Consider the following 20,616-nt stretch of genomic DNA (forward strand, 5'->3'; position numbering starts at 1 on the left):
CGGTCGACGTGTGTCGGCCGGGCTCGCGCGGGTGTTCGCCGCCGGGTCAGCGCTCGTCCGCGAGGTCGAGATCCCCGCGGGCTCCCTCCAGCGTGATGTCGGTGCCCACCGGGCCGAGCCAGTGCCGGCGGACGGGCGCGGACACCGTGCGCCACCAGGCTTCGCCCGGCACCTTGCCGCCCGGCTCGAAGGGCTCGCCCGGGGTCGGGAAGGCCACCGTCTGTCCGGCCGCCTCGGCCGCGTCCCTCGTCCACTCCCCCGGCTCCGCCCACGCGTGCGGGGCGAGGTTGAACGTGCCCCAGTGGATCGGCAGGAGCACACCGTGCGGCTGCCCGCCCTGGAGGTCGAGGTGGGCGCGCAGGGCCTCCGCCGGCGTCATGTGGATGTCGGGCCAGAACTCGCTGTACGCGCCGAGCTGGATCATCGTGGCGTCGAACGGGCCGAACGCGGCGCCGATGTCCTTGAAGCCCTCGAAGTAGCCGGTGTCGCCGCTGTGGTAGATGCGGTGCTCGGCGCCCGTGACCGCCCAGGACGCCCACAGGGTGTGCTGGGTGTTGCGCAGGCCGCGGCCGCAGAAGTGGCGGGCGGGGGTGGCGGTCAGGGTGAGGCCGCCGACCCGGGTCTCCTCGTGCCAGTCCAGTTCGCGCAGCCGGTCCGCGGACACGCCCCAGTGCTCCAGGTGGGCGCCGACGCCGAGCGGGACCGCGAACACGGTGTCCGTGCCGGCCAGCGCCTTGATCGTGGGCATGTCGAGGTGGTCGTAGTGGTCGTGCGAGATGACGACGACGTCGACCGGGCCGAGCGCGGCCAGCGGCAGCGGCACGGGGTGCAGCCGCTTCGGCCCGGCGAACGGGAACGGGGAGCAGCGCTCGCCCCAGACGGGGTCGAACAGCACCCGCTGCCCGTCGATCTCGGCGAGCACGCTGGAGTGGCCCATCCAGGTCAGCCGCAGTCCGGTGGCGGGGGGCTTGGCCAGGTCGGCGAGGGTGGTGGCGTGCACGGGCACGGGTCCGCGCGGGGCGCGGCGCGGGCGGGTGTCCTTGTCGAAGTAGGTCTTGGCGAGTTCGAGCGTCGAGCCGGTTGGCCCGCGGCGGGTGCTGCCGCCGGGGTTCTGGAAGACGCCGTCCTTGAAATGGGGGGATCTGCGGATGCGCGCCAGGCGGTCACCGCCCGGGTCGGCGCCGAAGGCCGCGGGCTGCAGCGCGCGGAGCCCGGAGCTCAGGGAACGCAAACCGGTCACGGTACCTCCTGGAGGAGTCGGTCAGGCCATCCATTATGGTCGGCGCGGCCGACCGGCCCGATCCGTTCGGGCCCACCGGCCCCCTCCACCGGGCCCCGGCGGGCCTCCGAGTGCGCGATGTCACATCCGCGGGGGGCGCGGACGGCGCGGACGGCGGGCGCCGAGAGGACGCCGGCGGGACGCCGACAGGGTGTTGGCACGACGTTCGCACGACATTGACAGGACTCGGAGCGGCTTCCGATACTGACCCACTGTTCAGTTGTCGTCGGCGCCCCGGAGACCCCATGACCGCCCCCCTGCTGTCGCTCACCTGGACCGATCACGTCACCGGCGTCCGGGGGTTCCTGGTCGTCGACCGGCTGGTGCGCGGCGTGGCCAGCGGCGGGCTGCGGATGCGGCCGGGCTGCACCCTGGAGGAGGTGACCGGGCTCGCCCGCGGCATGACGACGAAGGAGGCCCTGCACTACGACCCCGCGGCCCGCTACGTCCCCCTCGGCGGCGCCAAGGGCGGCATCGACTGCGACCCCCGGGACCCGCGGGCGTACGAGGTGCTGGTGCGCTACCTGCGCGCGGTCCGGCCGTACGTCGAGACCGTGTGGACCACCGGCGAGGACCTCGGCCTCACCCAGGACCTGGTGGACCGCGCCGCCGCGGAGGCGGGGCTGGTGTCGTCCGTGCAGGCCGTGTACCCGCTGCTGGACGACGAGGCGGCGGCCCGCGCACGGCTCGCCGAGGCGTTCACGGTGGAGGTGGACGGCATCGGCCTGGACGAACTGGTCGGCGGCTGCGGGGTGGCCGAGTCGGTGCTCGTGGCGCTCGACCGGGCCGGAACGCCGTACACCGGAACGCGCGTGGCCGTGCAGGGCTTCGGGACGATGGGCGGGGCGACGGCGCGCTTCCTCGCACGCGCGGGACTGACCGTCGTGGCCGTCGCCGACGTCAAGGGCACGATCGTGGACCCGGCGGGGCTCGACGTCGAGGCGCTGCTCGCGGCGCGGGACGCGTACGGCACCGTCGACCGGGCCGCGCTGCGACCCGGGAACCGTGAACTGCCGGGCGACGCCTGGCTGTCCGTGGACGCGGAGGTGCTGGTGCCGGCGGCGGTGTCGTACGCGGTCGACGGCGGCAACCAGGCTCTGGTCCGGGCCCGTTGGATCGTCGAGGCGGCCAACATGCCGGTGCTCGCGGAGGCGGAGCGGCTGCTGGCCGCGCGCGGGGTGACCGTGCTGCCCGACGTGGTGGTCAACTCCGGCACCAACGCCTGGTGGTGGTGGACGCTGTTCGGTGACGTCGGGCCCGAGGCCGACGCCGCGTTCGCCCGGGTGCGTGCGTCGATGCGCTCGCTGGTCGGCCTGGTGCTGGACCGCGCGGAGGCGGACGGCACGACCCCGCGCGCGGCGGCCCACGCCCTGGCGGCCGACCGGCTGCCCGTCATCGCGGAGCGCTTCGGCGTACACCGCTGATCCGCCCGGCGCCGCCGTTTCCCGTCCCGCGCGCGGCTCGCACTAGGGTGACCGCGTGGCGAGAGTGCGGTTGAGCGTGGCCGAGCGGCGGGAGGAGCTGCTGCGGGCCGCCGTCGGGCAGATCGAGGAGCGGGGGGTGGCGGCGGTCCGGATCGCCGACGTGGCCGCGACGCTCGGGGTGAGCAACGCGCTGGTGCTCTACCACTTCTCGACCAAGGAGCAGTTGGTCGCCGCCGCGTTCCGGTACGCGGCCGAGGGCGACCTCGCCCGGCTGCGCGGGCTGCTGGCCCGCCGGACCAGCGCACCGCGCCGGCTGCGGGCGGCCGTGCGCTGGTACGCGCCCACCGGCCAGGCCAAGGGCTGGCGGCTGTGGATCGAGGGCTGGGCGGCGGCGCTGCGCGAACCGGCGCTGCGGGAGGTCACCCGGGAGCTGGACCGGCAGTGGAAGGCGGCGCTCACCGGGGTGATCGCGGAGGGGGTGGCGGCCGGTGAGTTCCGGTGCCCGGACCCGGCCGGCGCGGCCCTGCGGCTGACGGCCCTGCTCGACGGGCTCGCGGTCCAGCTCACCTCGTACGGTGGGACGGTGGCGAGGTCACGGGCCCAGCAGTGGGTGGACGAGGCCCTGGCCAGGGAGCTGGGACTCACCCCCGGGGCGCTCCCGGCCGACTCCTGAACGTCCCGGGCGGCGCCCCCGTACTCGCCACCCTTCTTCCGCCGCTTCCTCCACTTCTGCCGCTTCTGCCGCTTCTACCGCTTTTTCCAGGGGTTGCGCTTGTTCCGCCGTCGTTCAGGCGACCGGTGCGATGCGTGTCTTGATGTCCTCCGGGGACAGCGCGCCCTTCGCGGTCGCGTGGTCGCCGGAGGACTCGCCGCGCAGGCGGCGGCCGATCCAGGGGACCAGGTACTGGCGGGCCCAGTGGACGTCGTCGCGGCGGACCTCCAGGGTGCCGCGCGGCGGCAGCGGCGGCCACGGCTGGTCGGGGTCGGCCGGCACGTCCACGCCGAGCACCTGGCCGGCGCGCAGCGCCACCCGTGTGTGGCCCTCGGGCGAGAGGTGGAGCCGGTCGTCGTCCCAGGCCCGCCGGTCCTGGACGGTCTTGAGGGACCACAGGTCGAGCACGGGGCAGCCGTAGCGGTCGGCGACGGCGCGGACGTGCCCGTTGTACGTGGCGATCTTGCCGCGCAGGTGCTTGAGGACGGGGACGCCGCGGGTGTCGAAGCCGGTCGTCACCAGGACCGTGCCGGCGACGGCCGTCAGCCGTGCCACGGCCCGCTCGAACCGCTCGGCGACCTCGTCGGGGTCGGTGCCGGGGCGGATGATGTCGTTGCCGCCCGCGCAGAAGGACACCAGGTCCGGGGCGAGTTCGACGACCTGCGGAACCTGGTCCGCCACGATCTGGTCGAGCAGTTTCCCGCGCACGGCCAGGTTGGTGTACCGGAAGTCGTCCTCGAGCCGCCGGTCCGCGAGCAGGACCGCGAACCGGTCCGCCCAGCCGACCGTCGCCCCGTCGGGACCGGGGTCGCCGACGCCCTCGGTGAAGCTGTCCCCCACCGCCACGTACGACCCGATCACTGATGTGTTGTCACTCTTCGAATCGTCTGCCACATCGGTCCATGATTCACCTTCGGATGTGACCTACGCGATCGTAGGAAAGGGTTGACGAACGGTGAGATAAGACACTGCTAAAGACTTTGTCAACGGAGGAATAGCGCGCCGGCCGGGCCTGTTGACGCGCCGAAGGCCGGATCCCGGGATCGGGGTCCGACCTTCGGCGGCTTCGCGGGGGGCGTCCGTCAGACGGTGACACCGTGCGCGCGCAGGTAGGCGAGCGGGTCGATGTCCGAGCCGTAGTTCGGCGTGGTGCGGATCTCGAAGTGCAGGTGCGGTCCGGTCACGTTGCCGGTCGCGCCGGAGAGGCCGACCTGCTGCCCGGCGGTCACGGCCTGGCCGGCCGAGACGGAGAGCTGGGACAGGTGGGCGTACTGGGCGTAGTGGCCGTCGGCGAGCCTGATGACGACCTGGTTGCCGTAGGCGCCGCCCCAGCCCGCGGAGACCACGGTGCCCGTGCCGACGGCCTTGAGCGAGGTGCCGGTCGGGACGACGAAGTCGACGCCGGTGTGGTAACCGCTGGACCACATGCTGCCCGCCACGTGGTAGCCGGTGCCGATGCGGGCGCCGGACACGGGGAGGGTGAAGCCGGAGGCGGTGGTGTTCTGCGCGGCCGGCTGCGGCGCGGCGCTCTCCGCTGCGGGCTCGGCCTGCCGCGCGGCGGGCGCGGGCCGGGACGGGACGGCCGGCTTCGCCGAGGACGGCGCGGGCCGGGAGGGCGCGGCGGTGGTCGTCACGGCCTTCTTGCCCAGGGTGAGTTCGAGGCCGGGGTGGATCAGCGACGGGTCGTCGCCGACGACCGCGCGGTTGTCGGCGTAGAGCCGCTGCCAGCCGCCGGTGACGTGCTGCCGCTCGGCGATCTTGGAGAGCCAGTCGCCGGGCCGCACGGTGTAGGTGCGCACCCCGGACTCGGCCGTCGCGGCCTTCTGCTGGACCACGGGGGCGGACTGGACGGTCTTCTCGGGAACGGACTGCGCCGGGGCGGCGTGGGCGCCCGTGGCCCCCAGCAGGGGCAGGGCCAGTGCGGCGCCACCGGTTCCGGCGACGGCGAACGAGCGGGTCAGGCGCAGGGACCTGGGACGGCGGTGCTTACCCTTCGCGGGCATGGCGAATTCCTCTCCGGCGCCTGCGAGGTGAGCTGTCGGGTTCGGGCTGGAGCTGCCCGGCCGCGTGGGGCACGCGACTTCACCCCTAGCCGTTCCGGAGACCGGAACAGGCAGTCTTACCTGGTGGGTCCCCCGCTCCTGCCGGGCACGGGTGAGTGTGTGGGGACACCGGGCGGTGGCAGGATTCGGCGGTCCGCCCGGATCGGGCTGAACGTAAGCGAGGGGAACGCGGGCGGACAAGCGGAAGATTCCCCCCGTCCGCGTTTCGCTTGATCCGTTACGGGAATTACCGGTCACCCTCCGTGAATTCACCGAATGCCGACCGCGTCGATTCCCAGGAAAGGAAGAAGAATTACGTGAACATGACGCGCAACGCACGGTCACGGTTATGACGCTCCTCACCCCCCGTCACGCCAGCCGCCTTTATTCCGGGACGAGTTGGAATGAAGCCGCCATTTGGGACAGACAGCCCAGATACTCCCAAGGGCGGGAAAAAGTCACCCGCAGGACCCCCTGTGGACAACTCGGTGCCCGGGGAAACCGATGTCGTATCGTCAGCAGCGTGCCCGCAGGCGAGCCGCGCCGACGGGCCCGACCGGGAGGAGCCCCCGTGACGCAGCAGGTCCCGTCGACCGAGCCCGAGATGGCCGGTGTGCGCAACTTCCGCGACGTGGGCGGCCTGCCGACCGCCGACGGCCGGCGCGTACGGCACGGAGTGCTGTTCCGCAGTGGTCACCTGGCGCACGCCACCGAGGCGGACGCCGCGTTCCTCTCCTCCCTGGGCCTGCACACCGTCTTCGACTTCCGCAACGCGGCGGACCAGAAGCTGGAGGGCCCGGACGTCGACCTGCCGGGCGTGCGCAACGTGAACCTGCCGCTGACGGACCCGGCGGACGGCGCCGAGTTCTGGAAGATGGTCCGCGACGGCGACCTCGACCAGCTGCGCGCGCTCCTGTCGGACGGCAGGGCCGCCGGCCGGATGGTCGAGTCGTACCGCACGATCGTCACGGAGCGCACGGCGGAGCACTCCCGGGTGCTGCACGCGCTGGCCGAGGACAGCGTCCCGGCGCTGATGCACTGCGCGGCGGGCAAGGACCGCGCGGGGCTGTCGATCGCGGTGACGCTCCTCGCCGTCGGGGTGGAGCGGGAGGCGATCCTCGCCGACTACCTGAAGTCCAACGCCGCGCACCGGCGCTACAAGGTGCACCGCAGCGCGACCTCGGCGGACGCGTACTCCCCCGAGGTCATGGATCTGCTCAGCCCCCTCTTCGACGCCCGCGCCGAGTATCTGACGGCGGCGCTGGACACGGTGGAGGAGACCTGGGGCGGCGTCGACGCCTATCTGGAGCGGGGCCTCGGTCTCAGCCCCGCGACCCGGGAGCGGCTGCGCGCCCGGCTGCTGGACTGACCCGGCTCACCCCTTGCCGCCGATCGCGAACAGCAGATAGAGGAAGGCGGCGAAGAGGTGACCGACGGCGATGTAGATGATCAGACGGATCCACAGGGACCGGGGGAACTTCTCCTCCAGGTTGCTCATGGCAGCTCTCCAGTGATGGGGCCCAGGCACAAGGTGGCCGTGGGACTCTGCAGCAGGGTGTGGACGAACAGGAGCTCGACCCCGTCGTGGTCCTCGGCGGCGAGGCGGTGCGGGGTCAGCGAATCGAAGTGCGCGCTGTCCCCGGGCGCGAGCAGGTGCACGGTGTCCCCGAGGCGCAGCCGCAGCCGCCCCCGCAGCACGTACAGCCACTCCTCGCCGGGGTGGACCCGCACGATGTCGCCCTGCGCGCCGTACGGCACCCGCACGCGCAGGGACTGCATCCCCCGGCCGGGCGCCCCCGCCTGCCAGTACGTCCAGCCGCCCGCCCGGGTCGGTTCCATGTCCGCGAAGCGCACGATGGCGTCCCGGTCGGCGACCGTCTCGCCCAGCAGCTCGGAGACCGTCGTACCGTAGATACGGGCCAGCGCGAGCAGCATCGGCAGCGAGGGCTGGCGCTGTCCGGTCTCCAGCCGGGAGAGGTGGGCGGGCGACAGACCGGCGGTCCCGGCCGCCGCCTCCAGGGTGAGGCCGGCGCGGCGGCGCAGCGATCGCAGCTGCGGCGCCACCACGGGCAGGTCGTCGCCGTGGCCGGGGAGGGGCCCGGCGGGGGAGGAGCTCATGCCTCCATTCAGCCGCATCTTTGCCCCTGGGGCAATTTTCTTGCCTCAGAGGCAAAGGGTGCGGCTCCCGGTCACCGGTTGGCGACCGCCTGCTTGATCAGGGTCCTGCCGAAGTCCCACATCAGCCCGCCGCCGCTGTGCGCGTCGTCCATCACGGCGGTGAAGGCGTCCACGAACCGGTCCACGTCGGCCTCGTCCACGACCAGCGGCGGGATCAGTTTGATGACCTCCAGGTGGTCGCCGGAGACCTGGGTGAGGATCCGGTGCCGCTGGAGCAGCGGGACGACCACCATCTGCGCGAAGAGGCCCTTGCGGGCGGCCTGGAGCATGGTCCAGCGGCTGCGCAGCTTCAGCGAGTCGGGCCTGCCGAACTCGATGCCGATCATCAGGCCCCGGCCCCGGACGTCGGCCAGCAGCTCGTACTTGTCGATCAGCGCCGCGAGCCGGGACCTCAGCAGCTCGCCCGTGGCGCGGGCGTGCGCGACGGTCCCCTCGTTCTCCATGACCGAGAGCACCGCCAGCCCCGCGGCCATGGCCTGGGCGTTGGCGCCGAAGCTCGCCGAGTGGACCAGGACGCGGTCCATGGACGAGTAGACCTTCTTGAAGATCCAGTCCCGGCCGAGGGTGGCGCCGACCGGCACGTACCCCCCGGACAGGGCCTTGGCGACACAGATCAGGTCCGGCTCCACGCCCTCCTCGTGCTGGTGGGCGTAGAAGTCGCCGGTGCGGCCGAGGCCGGTCTGCACCTCGTCGGCGATGAGCAGCGCCTTGTGCCGGTGCAGCAGCTCCTGCGCGGCGCGCAGATAGCCGGGCGGGGCCTCGTGCACCCCCTTGCCCTGGATCGGCTCGACGATCAGCCCGGCGACGTCGCCCTTCTTCAGCTCGCGGGCGAGGGCGTCCAGGTCCCCGAGCGGTACGGCGGTGTCGGGCAGCAGCGGGGCGAAGCCGTCCCGGAAGCCGCTCTCGCCGTTCACCGACAGGGAGCCGGTGGTCAGGCCGTGGAAGGCGTGGTCGCAGTAGAGAATGCGCGGCCTGCCGGTGGCGAAGCGGGCGAACTTCAGCGCGGTCTCCACGGCCTCCGTGCCGCTGTTGCCGAAGAACACCCGGTCCAGGTGCGGGCTGTGCGTGAGCAGCTTCTCGGCGAGCAGGCCGGGCAGCGGCTGGCAGTCGAAGCGGGTGAGGTCGGCGAGCCGGGCGTCCAGTACGTCGTGCAGCGCCTTGCGGACGACGGGGTGGTGGCGGCCCAGGCCCATCACCCCGAACCCGGCGAGCATGTCCAGGTAGTCGTTGCCGTCCGCGTCCCAGAAGTGGGCGCCCTCCGCCCGTTCGTAGACCTTGTCGAAGCCGATGGTGTGCAGCATGCGCGGGAGCTGGTGGTTCAGGTACTTCGTGTGCAGCTCGTAGCGCTCGCCCCCGCGTTCGGCGAGGAGGGCGCCGAGGTCGAACTCGGTGGTCATTCAGCTGTCTCCTTGACTGTGCCGCCCGCGTCCCGGGCGGCCAGGCTCGCTCCGATGCGCCCGGCGACCTCGACGGGGGTGAGGCCGATGTCGGCCAGGACCTCGCCGCGTTTGGCGTGGGCGAGGAACTGCTCCGGGATGCCGAAGCGCCGTACGGGCACGTCGACGTCGGCGTCGCCGAGCGCGAGGGCCACCGCGGCCCCGACCCCGGAGGCGCGGCTGTTGTCCTCCACGACGGCCACCAGGCGGTGCGCGGCGGCGAGGCCGGGCAGGGCGGGGTCGACGGGTTTGACCCAGCGGGGGTCGACGACCGTACAGCCGATGCCGCGCGCCGCCAGCAGCTCGGCGGCCTGGAGGCAGACCGGCGCCATGACGCCGACGGCGACCAGCAGCACCTCGGGGTTCTCGCCGCGGTGCAGGACGTCCATGCCGCCGACCCGGTCGAGCGCCGGTATCGCGGGGCCCACCGACTCCTTCGGGAAGCGGATCAGGGTGGGCGCGTCGTCGACGGCGACGGCCTCGCGCAGTTGGGCGCGCAGCTGGTCGGCGTCGCGCGGGGCCGCGATCCGCAGGCCGGGCACGACCTGGAGGATCGACATGTCCCACATGCCGTTGTGGGAGGCGCCGTCGACTCCCGTGACGCCCGCGCGGTCCAGGACGAAGGTGACGCCGCACTTGTGCAGGGCGACGTCCATCAGGAGCTGGTCGAAGGCGCGGTTGAGGAAGGTGGCGTAGACGGCGACGACCGGGTGCAGTCCGCCGGTGGCCAGGCCCGCCGCCGAGACCGTCGCGTGCTGCTCGGCGATGCCGACGTCCCACACGCGGTCCGGGAAGCGCTCCGCGAAGGCGCCGAGGCCGACCGGGTGCAGCATGGCCGCCGTGATGGCCACGACGTCCTCGCGCTCCTCGCCGATGCGGACGATCTCGTCGCCGAACACGGACGTCCAGGTCGGCGCCCCGGCCGGCGCGAGGGGCGCGCAGGTGAGGGGGTCCATCACGCCGACGGTGTGGAAGTGGTCCTCCTCGTGGGCGAGGGCGGGCTCGTAGCCGCGGCCCTTCTCCGTGAGGCAGTGGACGAGGACCGGCCCGTGGAAGCGTTTGGCGCGGCGCAGCGCGGACTCGACGGCCCCGATGTCGTGTCCGTCGATCGGGCCGACGTACTTGAGGCCCAGGTCCTCGAACATGCCCTGCGGGGCGAACGCGTCCTTGAAGCCCTTCTTCGCGCCGTGCAGCGACTCGTAGAGCGTGCCGCCGACCACCGGGGTGCGCTGGAGGACCTCCTTGCCCCAGGCGAGGACCTTCTCGTAGCCGTCGGTGGTGCGCAGGGTGGCCAGGTGGTTGGCGAGACCGCCGATGGTCGGGGCGTAGGAGCGCTCGTTGTCGTTGACGACGATGATCAGCGGGCGGTCCTTGGCGGCGGCGATGTTGTTCAGCGCCTCCCAGGCCATGCCGCCGGTGAGGGCGCCGTCACCGATCACGGCGACCACGTGGCCCTCGGCGCCGCGCACCTGGTTGGCCTTGGCGAGGCCGTCGGCCCAGCCGAGCGCGGTGGAGGCGTGGCTGTTCTCGATGACGTCGTGCTCGGACTCCTCGCGTGAGGGGTAGCCGGACAGGCCCCCCTTGCCGCGCAGCTTCGAGAAGTCCTGACGGCCCGTCAGCAGCTTGTGCACATAACTCTGGTGGCCGGTGTCCCACAGGATGCGGTCGACCGGCGAGTCGAAGACCCGGTGGAGGGCGACGGTCAGTTCCACGACGCCCAGATTGGGCCCGAGGTGACCACCCGTCCTGGACACCGCCTGCACCAGGAACTCACGTATGTCCTCGGCCAGTTCGCCGAGTTCCGCCTCGGACAGCGCCTTCAGGTCGCGTGGTCCCCGGATGTTCTCCAGCTCGGTCACGCTCGGGCCCCCTCTCGGTCCGTGCTCGTTTCAACTCACCTTCACCGCGGGCGTCCCCGTGCCGGCCGTGACGCCGTCGGCCTCCATCCCCTCGGCCAGCTTCATGGCCTCCTCGATGAGGGTCTCCACGATCTTCGACTCGGGGACGGTCTTGATGACCTCGCCCTTGACGAAGATCTGGCCCTTGCCGTTGCCGGAGGCGACACCGAGGTCGGCCTCGCGGGCCTCGCCTGGGCCGTTGACCACACAGCCCATGACCGCGACCCGCAGGGGCACCTCCATGCCCTCCAGACCGGCCGTGACCTCGTCCGCGAGCTTGTACACGTCGACCTGGGCGCGCCCACAGGACGGGCACGACACGATCTCCAGCCGGCGCTCCTTGAGGTTCAGGGACTCCAGGATCTGGAGGCCCACCTTGACCTCCTCGGCCGGCGGGGCCGACAGGGAGACGCGGATGGTGTCGCCGATGCCCTGCGAGAGCAACGCCCCGAAGGCCACGGCCGACTTGACCGTCCCCTGGAAGGCGGGACCGGCCTCCGTCACCCCCAGGTGCAGCGGGTAGTCGCACTGGGCGGCGAGCTGCCGGTACGCCTCGATCATCACGACCGGGTCGTTGTGCTTGACCGAGATCTTGATGTCGCGGAAGCCGTGCTCCTCGAAGAGGGACGCCTCCCACAGGGCGCTCTCGACCAGCGCCTCGGGCGTCGCCCTGCCGTACTTCTGGAGCAGACGGCGGTCCAGCGAACCGGCGTTGACGCCGATGCGGATGGGAGTGCCGTGGTCCTTGGCGGCCCGGGCGATCTCCCTGACCTTGTCGTCGAACTGCTTGATGTTGCCCGGGTTGACGCGGACGGCGGCGCAGCCGGCCTCGATGGCGGCGAACACGTACTTGGGCTGGAAGTGGATGTCCGCGATCACCGGGATCTGCGACTTCCGGGCGATCGTCGCGAGGGCGTCCGCGTCGTCCTGCGTGGGACAGGCCACGCGCACGATCTGGCAGCCGGACGCCGTGAGTTCGGCGATCTGCTGGAGCGTGGCGCCGACGTCCGAGGTGCGCGTCGTGGTCATCGACTGCACGGACACCGGCGCCCCGCCGCCGACCGCCACCGGCCCGACATGGATCTGCCGCGACGGACGCCGCTCGGCGATCGGCCGGGCCGGTACCTCGGGAACCCCCAGAGGAATGGCGGTCATGACCTCACTCCCGGTTTCCTGAGACGGTCTCGCGCATGGCCCGCAGGGACTCCTTGAGCGAGCCCATGGTGGCCAGGACGGCGGTCGGCTCGTAGCCGCAGTGCGCCATGCAGTTGGCGCAGCGCGGGTCCTTGCCGCGGCCGTACTTGTCCCAGTCGGTCTCGTCGACGAGTTCCCGGTACGTCGGCACGTACCCGTCGCTCATCAGGTAGCAGGGCCGCTGCCAGCCGAACAGCGAGTAGTTGGGGATCGCCCAGGCGGTGCACGGGAAGTCGACCTTGCCCTCCAGGAAGTCCAGGAAGAGCGGGGAGTGGTTGAGCCTCCAGCGCCGCCGGTTGCCGCCCGAGAACGCCTTCTTGAACAGCTCCCGGGTCTGCTCGACCCCGAGGAAGTGCTCCTGGTCGGGCGCCTTCTCGTAGGCGTAGGCGGGCGAGATCATCATCTCGTCCACCTGCAGGTCGTCGTTGAGGAAGTTGAGCACCTCGACGATGGTCTGCGGGGTGTCCGTGTTGAAGAAGGTCGAGTTGGTGGTCACCCGGAAGCCGCGCCGCTTGGCCTCCTTGATGGCGGCCACGGCCTCGTCGAACACGCCCTCCTTCGCCACGGACTCGTCGTGCCGCTCGCGCAGCCCGTCGATGTGCACCGCGAAGGCGAAGTACGGGGAGGGCGTGAACTTGTCCATCTTCTTGCGCAGCAGCATGGCGTTGGTGCACAGGAAGACGTACTTCCGCTTCGCCACCAACTGCCGCACGATCTCGTCGATCTGGGGATGCATCAAGGGCTCGCCACCGGCGATGGAGACCATCGGCGCACCCGATTCGAGCACCGCCCCCACGGCCTGGGCGACCGGCATGCGCTGCTTGAGCACCCCTGCCGGGTGCTGGATCTTGCCACAGCCCTCGCATTTGAGGTTGCAGGCGAACAACGGCTCCAGCTCGACGATGAGCGGGAACTTGTCGCGCCTGCGGATCTTCTGTTCAGCCAGGTATGTTGCGACCTTGATGGACTGACGCAGCGGCATGGCCATCTGGCTCACCTCCGGGGGAGCAGCAAAGAACGGTGCCATTCGATAAAAGCGGGAAGTACGGAACGAAGGACGCGGAAGGCGGATATCCCCCCGCGTACCGTGCCGATCCGGACGAGTTCGTGTTCGGGGGCGTCCACGACCACCCGTACGGCCGCGACCGGGCGCTCGCCCGCCCGGACGGCGCTCAGGAGCGTGGCCGCCGACTCCATGTCCACGGCGATCGCGCCGGTCGCGCACAGCTCGGCGCGCTCGGGGCCGCGGACGACGTGGTCGGAGCCGGTGAGGGGGCCGGTGTGGACGGTGCGCCCGGGAACGGTGCGCGCGAGCTCCTTCACGAGCAGCTCGGTGCCCACGCACGGGACGCTCCCGCGCGGGTCCCGGGTCTCCTCGGCGACGACCAGGTCGCCGGGGTGCATGCCCGGGGCGAGCCCCGCGCAGAAGCCGGTGGCCAGCACGGCGGCCCCGGCCAGGGCGGGATCGGCGAGCAGCCGGGAGACGGCGCTCTCCGCCGCCCTGGGCCCCATGCCGGTGCGCCGGACGACGACCGGCCCGCCGGCCTCCCGCCCGCCGGGTCCGGCGGCGGGGCGCCGACGGCCCGCGCCCGCGCCCGCGCCCCTGCCGCGGTCGCCCGCGCGCAGGGCGACGTGCTCGATGCCGAGCGCGCAGGCGATCAGCAGCGGTGCCGGAGCGGGCTGGGGGCTCATCAGCTCCCCTCGGCCTCGGCGAGCGGCTTCTTCGCGAAGGGTTCGCCGTGCACGTACCGGCCGAGCGCGGTCAGTGGGAAGACCTGCCGGTAGAGGTGGTAGTTGATGGAGAAGTCCCAGGGGAAGCCGGTCCCGGTGAAGTGGGGCTCGTCCCAGGAGCCGTCCTCCCGCTGGGTGGCGGCCAGCCACTCGACGCCGCGTTCGACGGCCTTGGACTCCCGCTCCCCCGCCGCGAGCAGCGCCATCAGCGCCCACGCGGTCTGGGAGGCGGTGGAGGCGCCGCGGCCGCTCCACTCCCGGGGGTTGTCGTAGGAGCGCAGGTCCTCGCCCCAGCCGCCGTCGTCGTTCTGCACGGACTCCAGCCAGGCCACCGCCCGGCGGATCGCGGGGTGCGAGCCGGGCAGGCCGGCGGCGGTCAGCGCGGGCACCACGGACCCGGTGCCGTAGACGTAGTTGACGCCCCAGCGTCCGAACCAGGAGCCGTCGGCCTCCTGTTCGGCCAGCAGCCGGTCGATCCCGCGCCGGGTGCGCGGGTCGTGGGACAGGCCCTCGACCGCGAGCATCTCGACGACGTGCGCGGTGACGTCGGCCGAGGGCGGGTCGATGACCTCGCCGAAGTCGCAGAACGGCAGCTTGTTGGGGAACGGGCTGGTGTTGTCGACGTCGAAGGCGCCCCAGCCCCCGTTCCTCGACTGCATCCCGAGGTTCCAGCGCACCCCGCGGCCGACGGCCCGGTCGATCCGCTCCGGGTCGTGGTGCCGGACGCGGCGCAGTGCGAGGACCACCTCGGCGGTGTCGTCGATGTCGGGGTAGTTGTCGTTGTGGAACTCGAACGCCCAGCCGCCCGGCGGCAGTTCGGGCCGCCGCACGGCCCAGTCGCCGGGCCGCACGATCTCCTCGCCGAGCATCCAGTCCGCCGCCTTGACGAGCTGCGGGTGGTCGGCGGGCACACCCGCGTCGGCGAGCGCGATGGTGGCGAGGCAGGTGTCCCAGACGGGCGACTGGCACGCCTCGATCATCCGCGCCCCGTCCTCGCGCCACACCGCGAAGCGGTCGAGCGAGGCGATCCCCTCGCGCAGCACCGGGTGTTCGAGGTCGTAACCGAGGAGATAAAGGGCGATGATCGAGTAAACGGCCGGCGGCTGGATGCCGCCCCAGCAGCCGTCGTTCTCCTGCCGTTCGATGATCCAGCGGGCGGCGGAGTTCATGGCGGCCCCGCGCAGCCTGCGCGGGATCACCTTGCGGGCCCGGTGCAGGACCTTGTCGAGGCGCTGGAAGGCGCCGTCCCAACTCGCCACGGGCGCGAGCGGCCTGGGCGGGTTGGGATCGTCCGGGTCGGTGTGCAGCTCGTCGAGCGGGAACGGCGCGGGACGCACCGGACGCTTCGCCGAGACGATGGTCAGCGGCACGATCGTCTGCCGCGCCCAGCACCCGAAGTCGTAGATGTTGAGCGGCATCCACGTCGGGAAGTAGATGAGCTCGGGCGGGAGTTCGGGCAGGTCCTCCCACTTCCACCAGCCGAAGAGCGCGAGCCAGATCCGGGTGAAGACCCGGGAGGCCGCGATGCCGCCCCGGTCGCGGATCCACGCGGACGCCCTCGCCATGTGCGGGGCGTCGGGCTCGTCCCCGGCCAGCCGGAGGGCGACGTACGCCTCGATGGTGGTGGACAGTTCGCCGGGGCCGCCGTGGAACGTGGCCCAGGTGCCGTCCTCCCGCTGCTCGCCGCGGATGAAGAGGGCGGAGGCGCGGACGGTGTCCTCGTCGAGGATGCCGAGGAACTGACGCAGGAGCAGGTCCTCGGCGTCCATCGTGACGTTGGTCTCGAGGTCGCCCTTCCACCAGCCCGCGGCGTCCTGCTGCGAGAGCAGGAAGTCGGTGGCGCGCCGTACGGCGCGCGTGGCGGCTTCTGGTACCCCGGCCGCCTCGGGGATCGTGCTGTCGGATCGGGTGGCCGAGGCAGCGCGGGGCGGGATTGTGGCCCCGGTGCTTCCGTCGGTCGTCGCTGTCATGGCTTCCCCTTCTCGCAGTCGTGCAAGTCGTGCTGCTGTGGGTCCGCCGTCGGCCGGTGTCCGTCATCCCTCGTCACCGGCCGGCGACTACGCGAGGGCTATACGACCGATAGTGATCATCTCTTTCGTACGACGACGAAGTCGGCGAGCGCCGTGAAACGGTCCCGAACGGCGTCGGGCATGTCCACGCGGCCGAGGGCTTCGATGGCGATGGTGTACTGACGACGCGCCTCTTCGGCGGTCCACTCGCGGCCGCCGGCCTCCTCGATGAGGGCGGCGCGTGCCGCGAACTCCTCCTCGGAGAAGTTCTCGAAGTCACTGCTCTTGGCGTCGGCGGCGAGCATCTCGCCGAGTCGTTCGGAGGCGGGGCCGCCCGCCGCGAGCGCGGCGACCACCGGCAGGGACTTCTTGCGCTGGCGCAGATCGCTCCACGTCTGCTTCCCGGTGGACTCCGGGTCGCCCCAGATCCCCAGGAGGTCGTCGACGGCCTGGAAGGCCAGGCCGAGGTGGTAGCCGTACGTCTCCAGCGTGTCGGCGGTGCGGTCGTCCGCGCCGCCGAGCACCGCGCCGATGGAGGAGGCGCAGGCGAGCAGGGCACCCGTCTTGTTGCCCTCCATCTCCAGGCACTCGGCGACGCTCACGCGCTCGCGGTGCTCGTAGGAGATGTCCTGCGCCTGACCGTCGATCAGGGCGCGGGTGGCGGTGGTCAGCCGGCGGGTGGCGCGGCCGGCGTCGGCGGTGCCGAGTTCGAGCAGGATCTCGTTGGCGAGGGCGAACAGGGCGTCGCCGACCAGGATCGCCTGGGCGGGGCCGTGCACCTTCCAGACGGTGTCGCGGTGCCGGCGCTGTTCGTCGCCGTCCATCAGGTCGTCGTGCAGGAGCGAGAAGTTGTGGACGAGCTCGACGGCGACGGCACCGGGGACGCCGGTCCCGGGGGCCGCGCCGGTGACCTCGGCGGAGAGCACGGCGAGCGCGGGGCGCACGGCCTTGCCGCCGTCCCCGTCGGCGGGGTTGCCCTCGGCGTCGATCCAGCCGAAGTGGTAGGCGGCGACGGTGTCCATGGGAGCGGCGAGCCGGTCGATCGCGGCCCGCAGTACCGGTGTGGCCAGGGTCCGGCCGCGCTCCAGGAGCGCGGTCACGTCCACCGCGCTCCTTCGAGCGGGCGTCGACGCCGGGGGCACAGTGGGCACAGTCTCTCCTCTTGTTGCGGTGCCGGGGGTGCGGGGACCGGCCGCCTGCTGTTCGAGCGTCACGCCGCCTCCTCGAACGCGAAGAGACGACGGGGGCGGGGCCGGCCCAGGGCGTGCAACGCGGCGTCGGCCGCGCTGACTCCACTGCGGACCGCACTCTCCATGGTCGCGGGCCACCCGGTGGCGGTCCACGCCCCGGCCAGGTACAGGCCGGGTGCCTTGGTGCGGGCGCCGGGCCGCAGCCGCCCGACGCCGGGGGTGGGGGCGAACGTCGCCGTGCGCTCCCGGGTCACGAAGAAGTCCCGCACCTCGGCACCGCGGGCGCGGGGCAACAGCCGTTCCAGTTCGGGCAGATAGCGCTCGCGCAGGGCGGCCACGGGGGCGTCGACGTCGTCCTGGGCGGCCGACTGGGACAGGGCGAGGTACTGGCCGGAGCGCAGCCCGGAGGCGTGCGTCCGGTCGAAGACCCACTGCACGGGGGTACCCAGGGCGGCGAAGAACGGCTTGGTCAGGACCGTGCGGTCGTAGACGACGTGCACGTTGAGGATGGGGGCGGTGCCGATCTCCAGCAGCCGCTCGGGGTGGTCGAGGGCGCCCGCGGGCAGGAGGTCGTGGGCCTCGCGCTGGGGTACGGCGAGGACGACCGTGTCGGCCTGGAGCGTCTCTCCGGGAACCTGCACGCTCCACCGCCCGTTCTCCATGACGGAGACGGAGGTGACGCGTGAACGGACCTCGGTACGCACGCCCGCGGAGTCGAGCGCCTTGCGGGCCAGCCGGTCGTGCAGTTCGCCCAGCGGGACGTGTGCCCAGCCGATGTCGGCCGCGCCCGGCTCGGACAGCAGACCGGTCTTGAACACCATCGCGGCGAGCCCCAGCGAGGCGTCGCCCGCGACCGCGTTGAGGGTGGCGACCCCGACCAGGTCCCACAGGGCTTCGACGGCACGCGCCGACTGGCCGTGCGCGGCCAGCCAGCTGCCGAAGTCCTGGGTGTCCAGGGTCGGATCGGCGAGGTCGAGCCCCTTGAGCGCGAGCGCGGCACGTCCGACGGAGGCACGCTCGGCGAGCGAGAGGTGCGGATAGGCGGCCAGGCTCCGGCCCAGGTGGAGGGGTACGGGCAGTGGGTCGCGCCGCAGTCTGCCGAGCCGCCGTCCCTCGGGTTTCGCGACGTCGAGGACGGGCACGTCGAGACGATCCTGCACCGGTGCCAGCGCCGTGCCCTCGATGCGGTCGAGGAACCAGCGATAGGCGGTGCAGCACCGCAGGTACACGTGCTGGCCGTTGTCGACGGTCAGGTCGCCGCGCTGGAAGGAGAAGGCCAGGCCCCCCAGTCTCGGCCTGCCTTCGAGCAGGGTGACCCGGACGCCCGCGTCGGCGAGCGCGAGCGCGGCCGTGATCCCGGCGAGTCCGCCGCCGATCACGACGGCGCTGCGTCCGGGGTGTTCCCGAGCATGCGGCTGCGGCTGCCCGGACCGCGTGCCGTCGGTCATCGTGCACCCTCCCCTGCGCGTCTGCCGCGCCGGTGGAACGGTGCGCGGCAGGCCGTCGCAGTCTGGGACGCCACCGCGCGGCGGAGGGTTGCGATCCGCTGTTCGCCGGTGGAGTCGCCCCGGCCCAGGGTGTCCATCAGGCACGCCTCCTGACGGCCCGCCGGGTCACGTGCCGGGTGTCGAGCCCGGACAGACCGCGCACGGCGACGTACGCCTTCTCGCGTCCGGGCAGGGAGACCCGGCCGCGCAGGACCGCCACCGGCTCGCGCTCGATGCGGTCGAGCAGCCGGCGGTAGATCCCGGCCATGGCGGCGACGCAGGCGCCGCTGCGGCGGTCGAGCATGGGCAGCAGCCGGTAGCCCTCGGCGAAAAGGGCGCGGGCCCGCCGCACTTCGAAGTGGACGAGGCCCGCGAAGTCGGAGCCCTCGGGTGGAGTCGGCCCGTCGAACCCGGCCGAGCAGCCGAACTTGGCGAGGTCGTCGGCGGGCAGATAGGTGCGGCCGCCCTCGGCGTCCTCGCGGACGTCCCGCAGGATGTTGGTGAGCTGGAGCGCGAGCCCGAGGGTGTCGGCGTACTCGGCGGCGCGCTCGGCGCCGTGCGCCCCGGGTGCCGTGCCGAAGACGCCGAGCGAGAGGCGTCCGATGGCGCCGGCGACGCAGCGGCAGTAGACCTTCAGGTCGTCCCAGGTCTCGTAGGTCTCGCCCCGGACGTCCATCTGCACGCCGTCGATCAGCTCGTCCAGACCGTCGAGCGGGATCGGGAAGGCCCGGGCGGCGTGGGCGAGGGCGACGCCGACCGGATCGGTGTCGTCCTCCTCGACCGCTCCCTCGCGGACCCGGGTGAGCAGCGCCCGGGTGTCCTCGAGCCTGGCGACCTTGACGTCGTCGGGCAGCGTGCCGTCGCCGATGTCGTCGACGCGCCGGGAGAATGCGTAGAGCGCCGACATGGCACGGCGCTTGGGCGCCGGCAGCAGTCGGATGCCGTACGCGAAGTTACGGGCCTGCTGCCCGGTGACGGCCTCGCAGTAGCTGTAAGCCGCGAGTACCGGTGCGGACATGTGTGGTGGAGCCTCCACGGTCCGGATCACCCCTCTCCTCGCAGGGTCACGCCCACCTCGCGCAGCAGCTGAAGCCTGCCGGGCTTGGGCGGGCCGGGAAGTACGTCGTACTGTGCGGCGGCGATCGCCCTGATCGCCGCCCTTCCCCCCGCCACGAACCCCGCGAGCAGCAGCTTCAGCCTGCCGTGGACGCTACCCACCAAGGGGGCGCCTTCATTCAGGAGCTCGCGGGCGCGTTGCGCTTCGTATGCAACCAGTGCGCGCGCCGATGCGCCCGCGCTTTTCGTGGCGAGATCCGCCTCCTGGACGTGAAAGCGTTTCATGTCCTCGGCGGGCAGGTAGATCCGGTCGCGGCCGAGGTCCTCGGCGACGTCCTGGAGGTGTTCCACGATCTGCAGCGCGGTGCAGACCGAGTCGGAGAGCCGGATCCGCTCGGGGGTCTCGGTCCCGGTGACGGCCAGCACGAGCCGGCCGACGGGGTTGGCGGACAGTTCGCAGTACGCGAGGAGGTCGTCGTAGGTCTCGTAGCGCTTGACGAGCTGGTCCTGGCGGTTGGCCGCGATCAGGCCGAGGAAGGGCTCGGGGACGAGCCCGCGGCGCCGGACGACGGGCTGGAGCCGGCGCAGCAGCGGATGGCGCGGGGTGGCGTCGAAGACGCGGTGGAGGTCGGTCTCGAAGGCGTCGAGCATCAGGAACCGGTCGTCGGCGTCCTCGGGCGACACGCCGAGCAGCCGGGCGTCGGCGCCGCCGGGGGCGAGGTCGCCGTCGCCGATGTCGTCGACGAGGCGCGCGAAGCCGTAGACCGCCATGAGGTCGTCGCGCCAGGCCCGGGGCAGGAAGAAGGGGGCCACGGGGAAGTTCTCGTGCGCGGCCTTGTCGAGGGTGCCGCGCTCGGGGTCCGTCGTGCGCGGCGTGTCGGCTCCCGTCACCACGCGCTGCCCACGCGGGCGGGGACGGCACATGCTCCGTTGAGCTGGGGAGTTTCCGTAGCCATTGCCGTCACATCTCCCGTTCTACA

At 72.4% G+C, this 20,616-nt stretch carries 19 protein-coding genes and 1 riboswitch; of the genes, 3 read left to right on the plus strand and 16 right to left on the minus strand.

Translation table 11 applies throughout. The annotated features are described in order from the left end of the window. Nucleotides 1-46: 46 nt before the first annotated feature. On the minus strand, nt 47-1,240 hold the full coding sequence (locus tag AB0F77_RS02125; RefSeq protein WP_361939915.1) for an MBL fold metallo-hydrolase: 1,194 nt from the start codon (nt 1,238-1,240) through the stop codon (nt 47-49). A 284-nt stretch (nt 1,241-1,524) separates the two neighbouring features. Here AB0F77_RS02125 and AB0F77_RS02130 point away from each other — a divergent pair, with 284 nt between their 5' ends. Both AB0F77_RS02130 and AB0F77_RS02135 read left to right on the plus strand, forming a co-directional pair. Continuing rightward, complete coding sequence (locus tag AB0F77_RS02130) at nt 1,525-2,703, plus strand: Glu/Leu/Phe/Val dehydrogenase dimerization domain-containing protein (protein ID WP_361939918.1); 1,179 nt, start codon at nt 1,525-1,527, stop codon at nt 2,701-2,703. A 55-nt stretch (nt 2,704-2,758) separates the two neighbouring features. Beyond that, the gene (locus AB0F77_RS02135; RefSeq protein WP_361939921.1) at nt 2,759-3,376 is read left to right on the plus strand and encodes a TetR/AcrR family transcriptional regulator; all 618 of its coding nucleotides are present in this window, start codon (nt 2,759-2,761) and stop codon (nt 3,374-3,376) included. A 114-nt stretch (nt 3,377-3,490) separates the two neighbouring features. Here the strand turns inward: AB0F77_RS02135 and AB0F77_RS02140 are convergent, their stop codons facing one another. Both AB0F77_RS02140 and AB0F77_RS02145 read right to left on the minus strand, forming a co-directional pair. Further along, nucleotides 3,491-4,276: an SGNH/GDSL hydrolase family protein gene (locus tag AB0F77_RS02140; RefSeq protein WP_361940552.1), complete on the minus strand. Its 786-nt coding sequence runs from the start codon at nt 4,274-4,276 to the stop codon at nt 3,491-3,493. A 221-nt stretch (nt 4,277-4,497) separates the two neighbouring features. Next, nucleotides 4,498-5,418, minus strand: coding sequence for a LysM peptidoglycan-binding domain-containing M23 family metallopeptidase (locus AB0F77_RS02145; RefSeq protein WP_361939924.1), 921 nt, complete (start codon nt 5,416-5,418; stop codon nt 4,498-4,500). A gap of 4 nt (nt 5,419-5,422) precedes the next feature. Further along, nucleotides 5,423-5,582, minus strand: a riboswitch (cyclic di-AMP (ydaO/yuaA leader). A 446-nt stretch (nt 5,583-6,028) separates the two neighbouring features. On the opposite strand from AB0F77_RS02145, the gene AB0F77_RS02150 reads away from it, so the two are divergent. Beyond that, the gene (locus AB0F77_RS02150) at nt 6,029-6,826 is read left to right on the plus strand and encodes a tyrosine-protein phosphatase (RefSeq protein WP_361939927.1); all 798 of its coding nucleotides are present in this window, start codon (nt 6,029-6,031) and stop codon (nt 6,824-6,826) included. A 6-nt stretch (nt 6,827-6,832) separates the two neighbouring features. On the opposite strand, the gene AB0F77_RS02155 is transcribed toward AB0F77_RS02150, so the two are convergent. The 13 genes from AB0F77_RS02155 to hpnC all read right to left on the minus strand — a co-directional run bounded on the left by AB0F77_RS02155 (nt 6,833) and on the right by hpnC (nt 20,527). Continuing rightward, on the minus strand, nt 6,833-6,955 hold the full coding sequence (locus AB0F77_RS02155) for a DUF6126 family protein (RefSeq protein WP_361939930.1): 123 nt from the start codon (nt 6,953-6,955) through the stop codon (nt 6,833-6,835). Next, nucleotides 6,952-7,575 (minus strand): XRE family transcriptional regulator, encoded by a 624-nt coding sequence (locus AB0F77_RS02160; RefSeq protein WP_361939933.1) that lies wholly within the window; start codon nt 7,573-7,575, stop codon nt 6,952-6,954. The genes AB0F77_RS02155 and AB0F77_RS02160 overlap by 4 nt, the downstream gene beginning before the upstream one ends. Nucleotides 7,576-7,646: 71 nt before the next feature. Continuing rightward, nucleotides 7,647-9,032, minus strand: coding sequence for an aspartate aminotransferase family protein (locus AB0F77_RS02165; RefSeq protein WP_361939936.1), 1,386 nt, complete (start codon nt 9,030-9,032; stop codon nt 7,647-7,649). Continuing rightward, nucleotides 9,029-10,930, minus strand: a complete 1,902-nt coding sequence (dxs, locus tag AB0F77_RS02170; protein WP_361939939.1) for a 1-deoxy-D-xylulose-5-phosphate synthase — start codon at nt 10,928-10,930, stop codon at nt 9,029-9,031. Before dxs ends, AB0F77_RS02165 begins: the two co-directional genes overlap by 4 nt. Before the next feature lie 30 nt (nt 10,931-10,960). After that, nucleotides 10,961-12,124, minus strand: coding sequence for a flavodoxin-dependent (E)-4-hydroxy-3-methylbut-2-enyl-diphosphate synthase (gene ispG / locus AB0F77_RS02175; RefSeq protein WP_361939942.1), 1,164 nt, complete (start codon nt 12,122-12,124; stop codon nt 10,961-10,963). A gap of 4 nt (nt 12,125-12,128) precedes the next feature. Then, entirely contained in the window at nt 12,129-13,151 is a 1,023-nt protein-coding gene (gene hpnH, locus AB0F77_RS02180; protein ID WP_361939945.1) for an adenosyl-hopene transferase HpnH, read from the minus strand. A gap of 5 nt (nt 13,152-13,156) precedes the next feature. After that, on the minus strand, nt 13,157-13,855 hold the full coding sequence (locus tag AB0F77_RS02185; protein ID WP_361939948.1) for a 1-hydroxy-2-methyl-2-butenyl 4-diphosphate reductase: 699 nt from the start codon (nt 13,853-13,855) through the stop codon (nt 13,157-13,159). Continuing rightward, nucleotides 13,855-15,864, minus strand: a complete 2,010-nt coding sequence (shc, locus tag AB0F77_RS02190) for a squalene--hopene cyclase (protein ID WP_361939951.1) — start codon at nt 15,862-15,864, stop codon at nt 13,855-13,857. The genes AB0F77_RS02185 and shc overlap by 1 nt, the downstream gene beginning before the upstream one ends. A gap of 116 nt (nt 15,865-15,980) precedes the next feature. Beyond that, nucleotides 15,981-17,045, minus strand: a complete 1,065-nt coding sequence (locus AB0F77_RS02195; RefSeq protein WP_361940555.1) for a polyprenyl synthetase family protein — start codon at nt 17,043-17,045, stop codon at nt 15,981-15,983. Nucleotides 17,046-17,113: 68 nt separating this feature from the next. Next, complete coding sequence (gene hpnE / locus AB0F77_RS02200; protein ID WP_361939954.1) at nt 17,114-18,541, minus strand: hydroxysqualene dehydroxylase HpnE; 1,428 nt, start codon at nt 18,539-18,541, stop codon at nt 17,114-17,116. Then, the gene (locus AB0F77_RS02205) at nt 18,538-18,678 is read right to left on the minus strand and encodes a DUF6380 family protein (protein ID WP_361939957.1); all 141 of its coding nucleotides are present in this window, start codon (nt 18,676-18,678) and stop codon (nt 18,538-18,540) included. The genes hpnE and AB0F77_RS02205 overlap by 4 nt, the downstream gene beginning before the upstream one ends. Further along, a complete protein-coding gene (hpnD, locus tag AB0F77_RS02210; RefSeq protein ID WP_361939960.1) occupies nt 18,678-19,628 on the minus strand; it encodes a presqualene diphosphate synthase HpnD in 951 nt (316 codons plus the stop codon). Before hpnD ends, AB0F77_RS02205 begins: the two co-directional genes overlap by 1 nt. Then, complete coding sequence (gene hpnC, locus AB0F77_RS02215) at nt 19,625-20,527, minus strand: squalene synthase HpnC (protein WP_361939963.1); 903 nt, start codon at nt 20,525-20,527, stop codon at nt 19,625-19,627. Before hpnC ends, hpnD begins: the two co-directional genes overlap by 4 nt. Between the last annotated feature and the right edge of the window lie 89 nt (nt 20,528-20,616).

This window comes from Streptomyces sp. NPDC026672 (assembly GCF_040638185.1).
GTDB lineage: Bacteria > Actinomycetota > Actinomycetes > Streptomycetales > Streptomycetaceae > Streptomyces.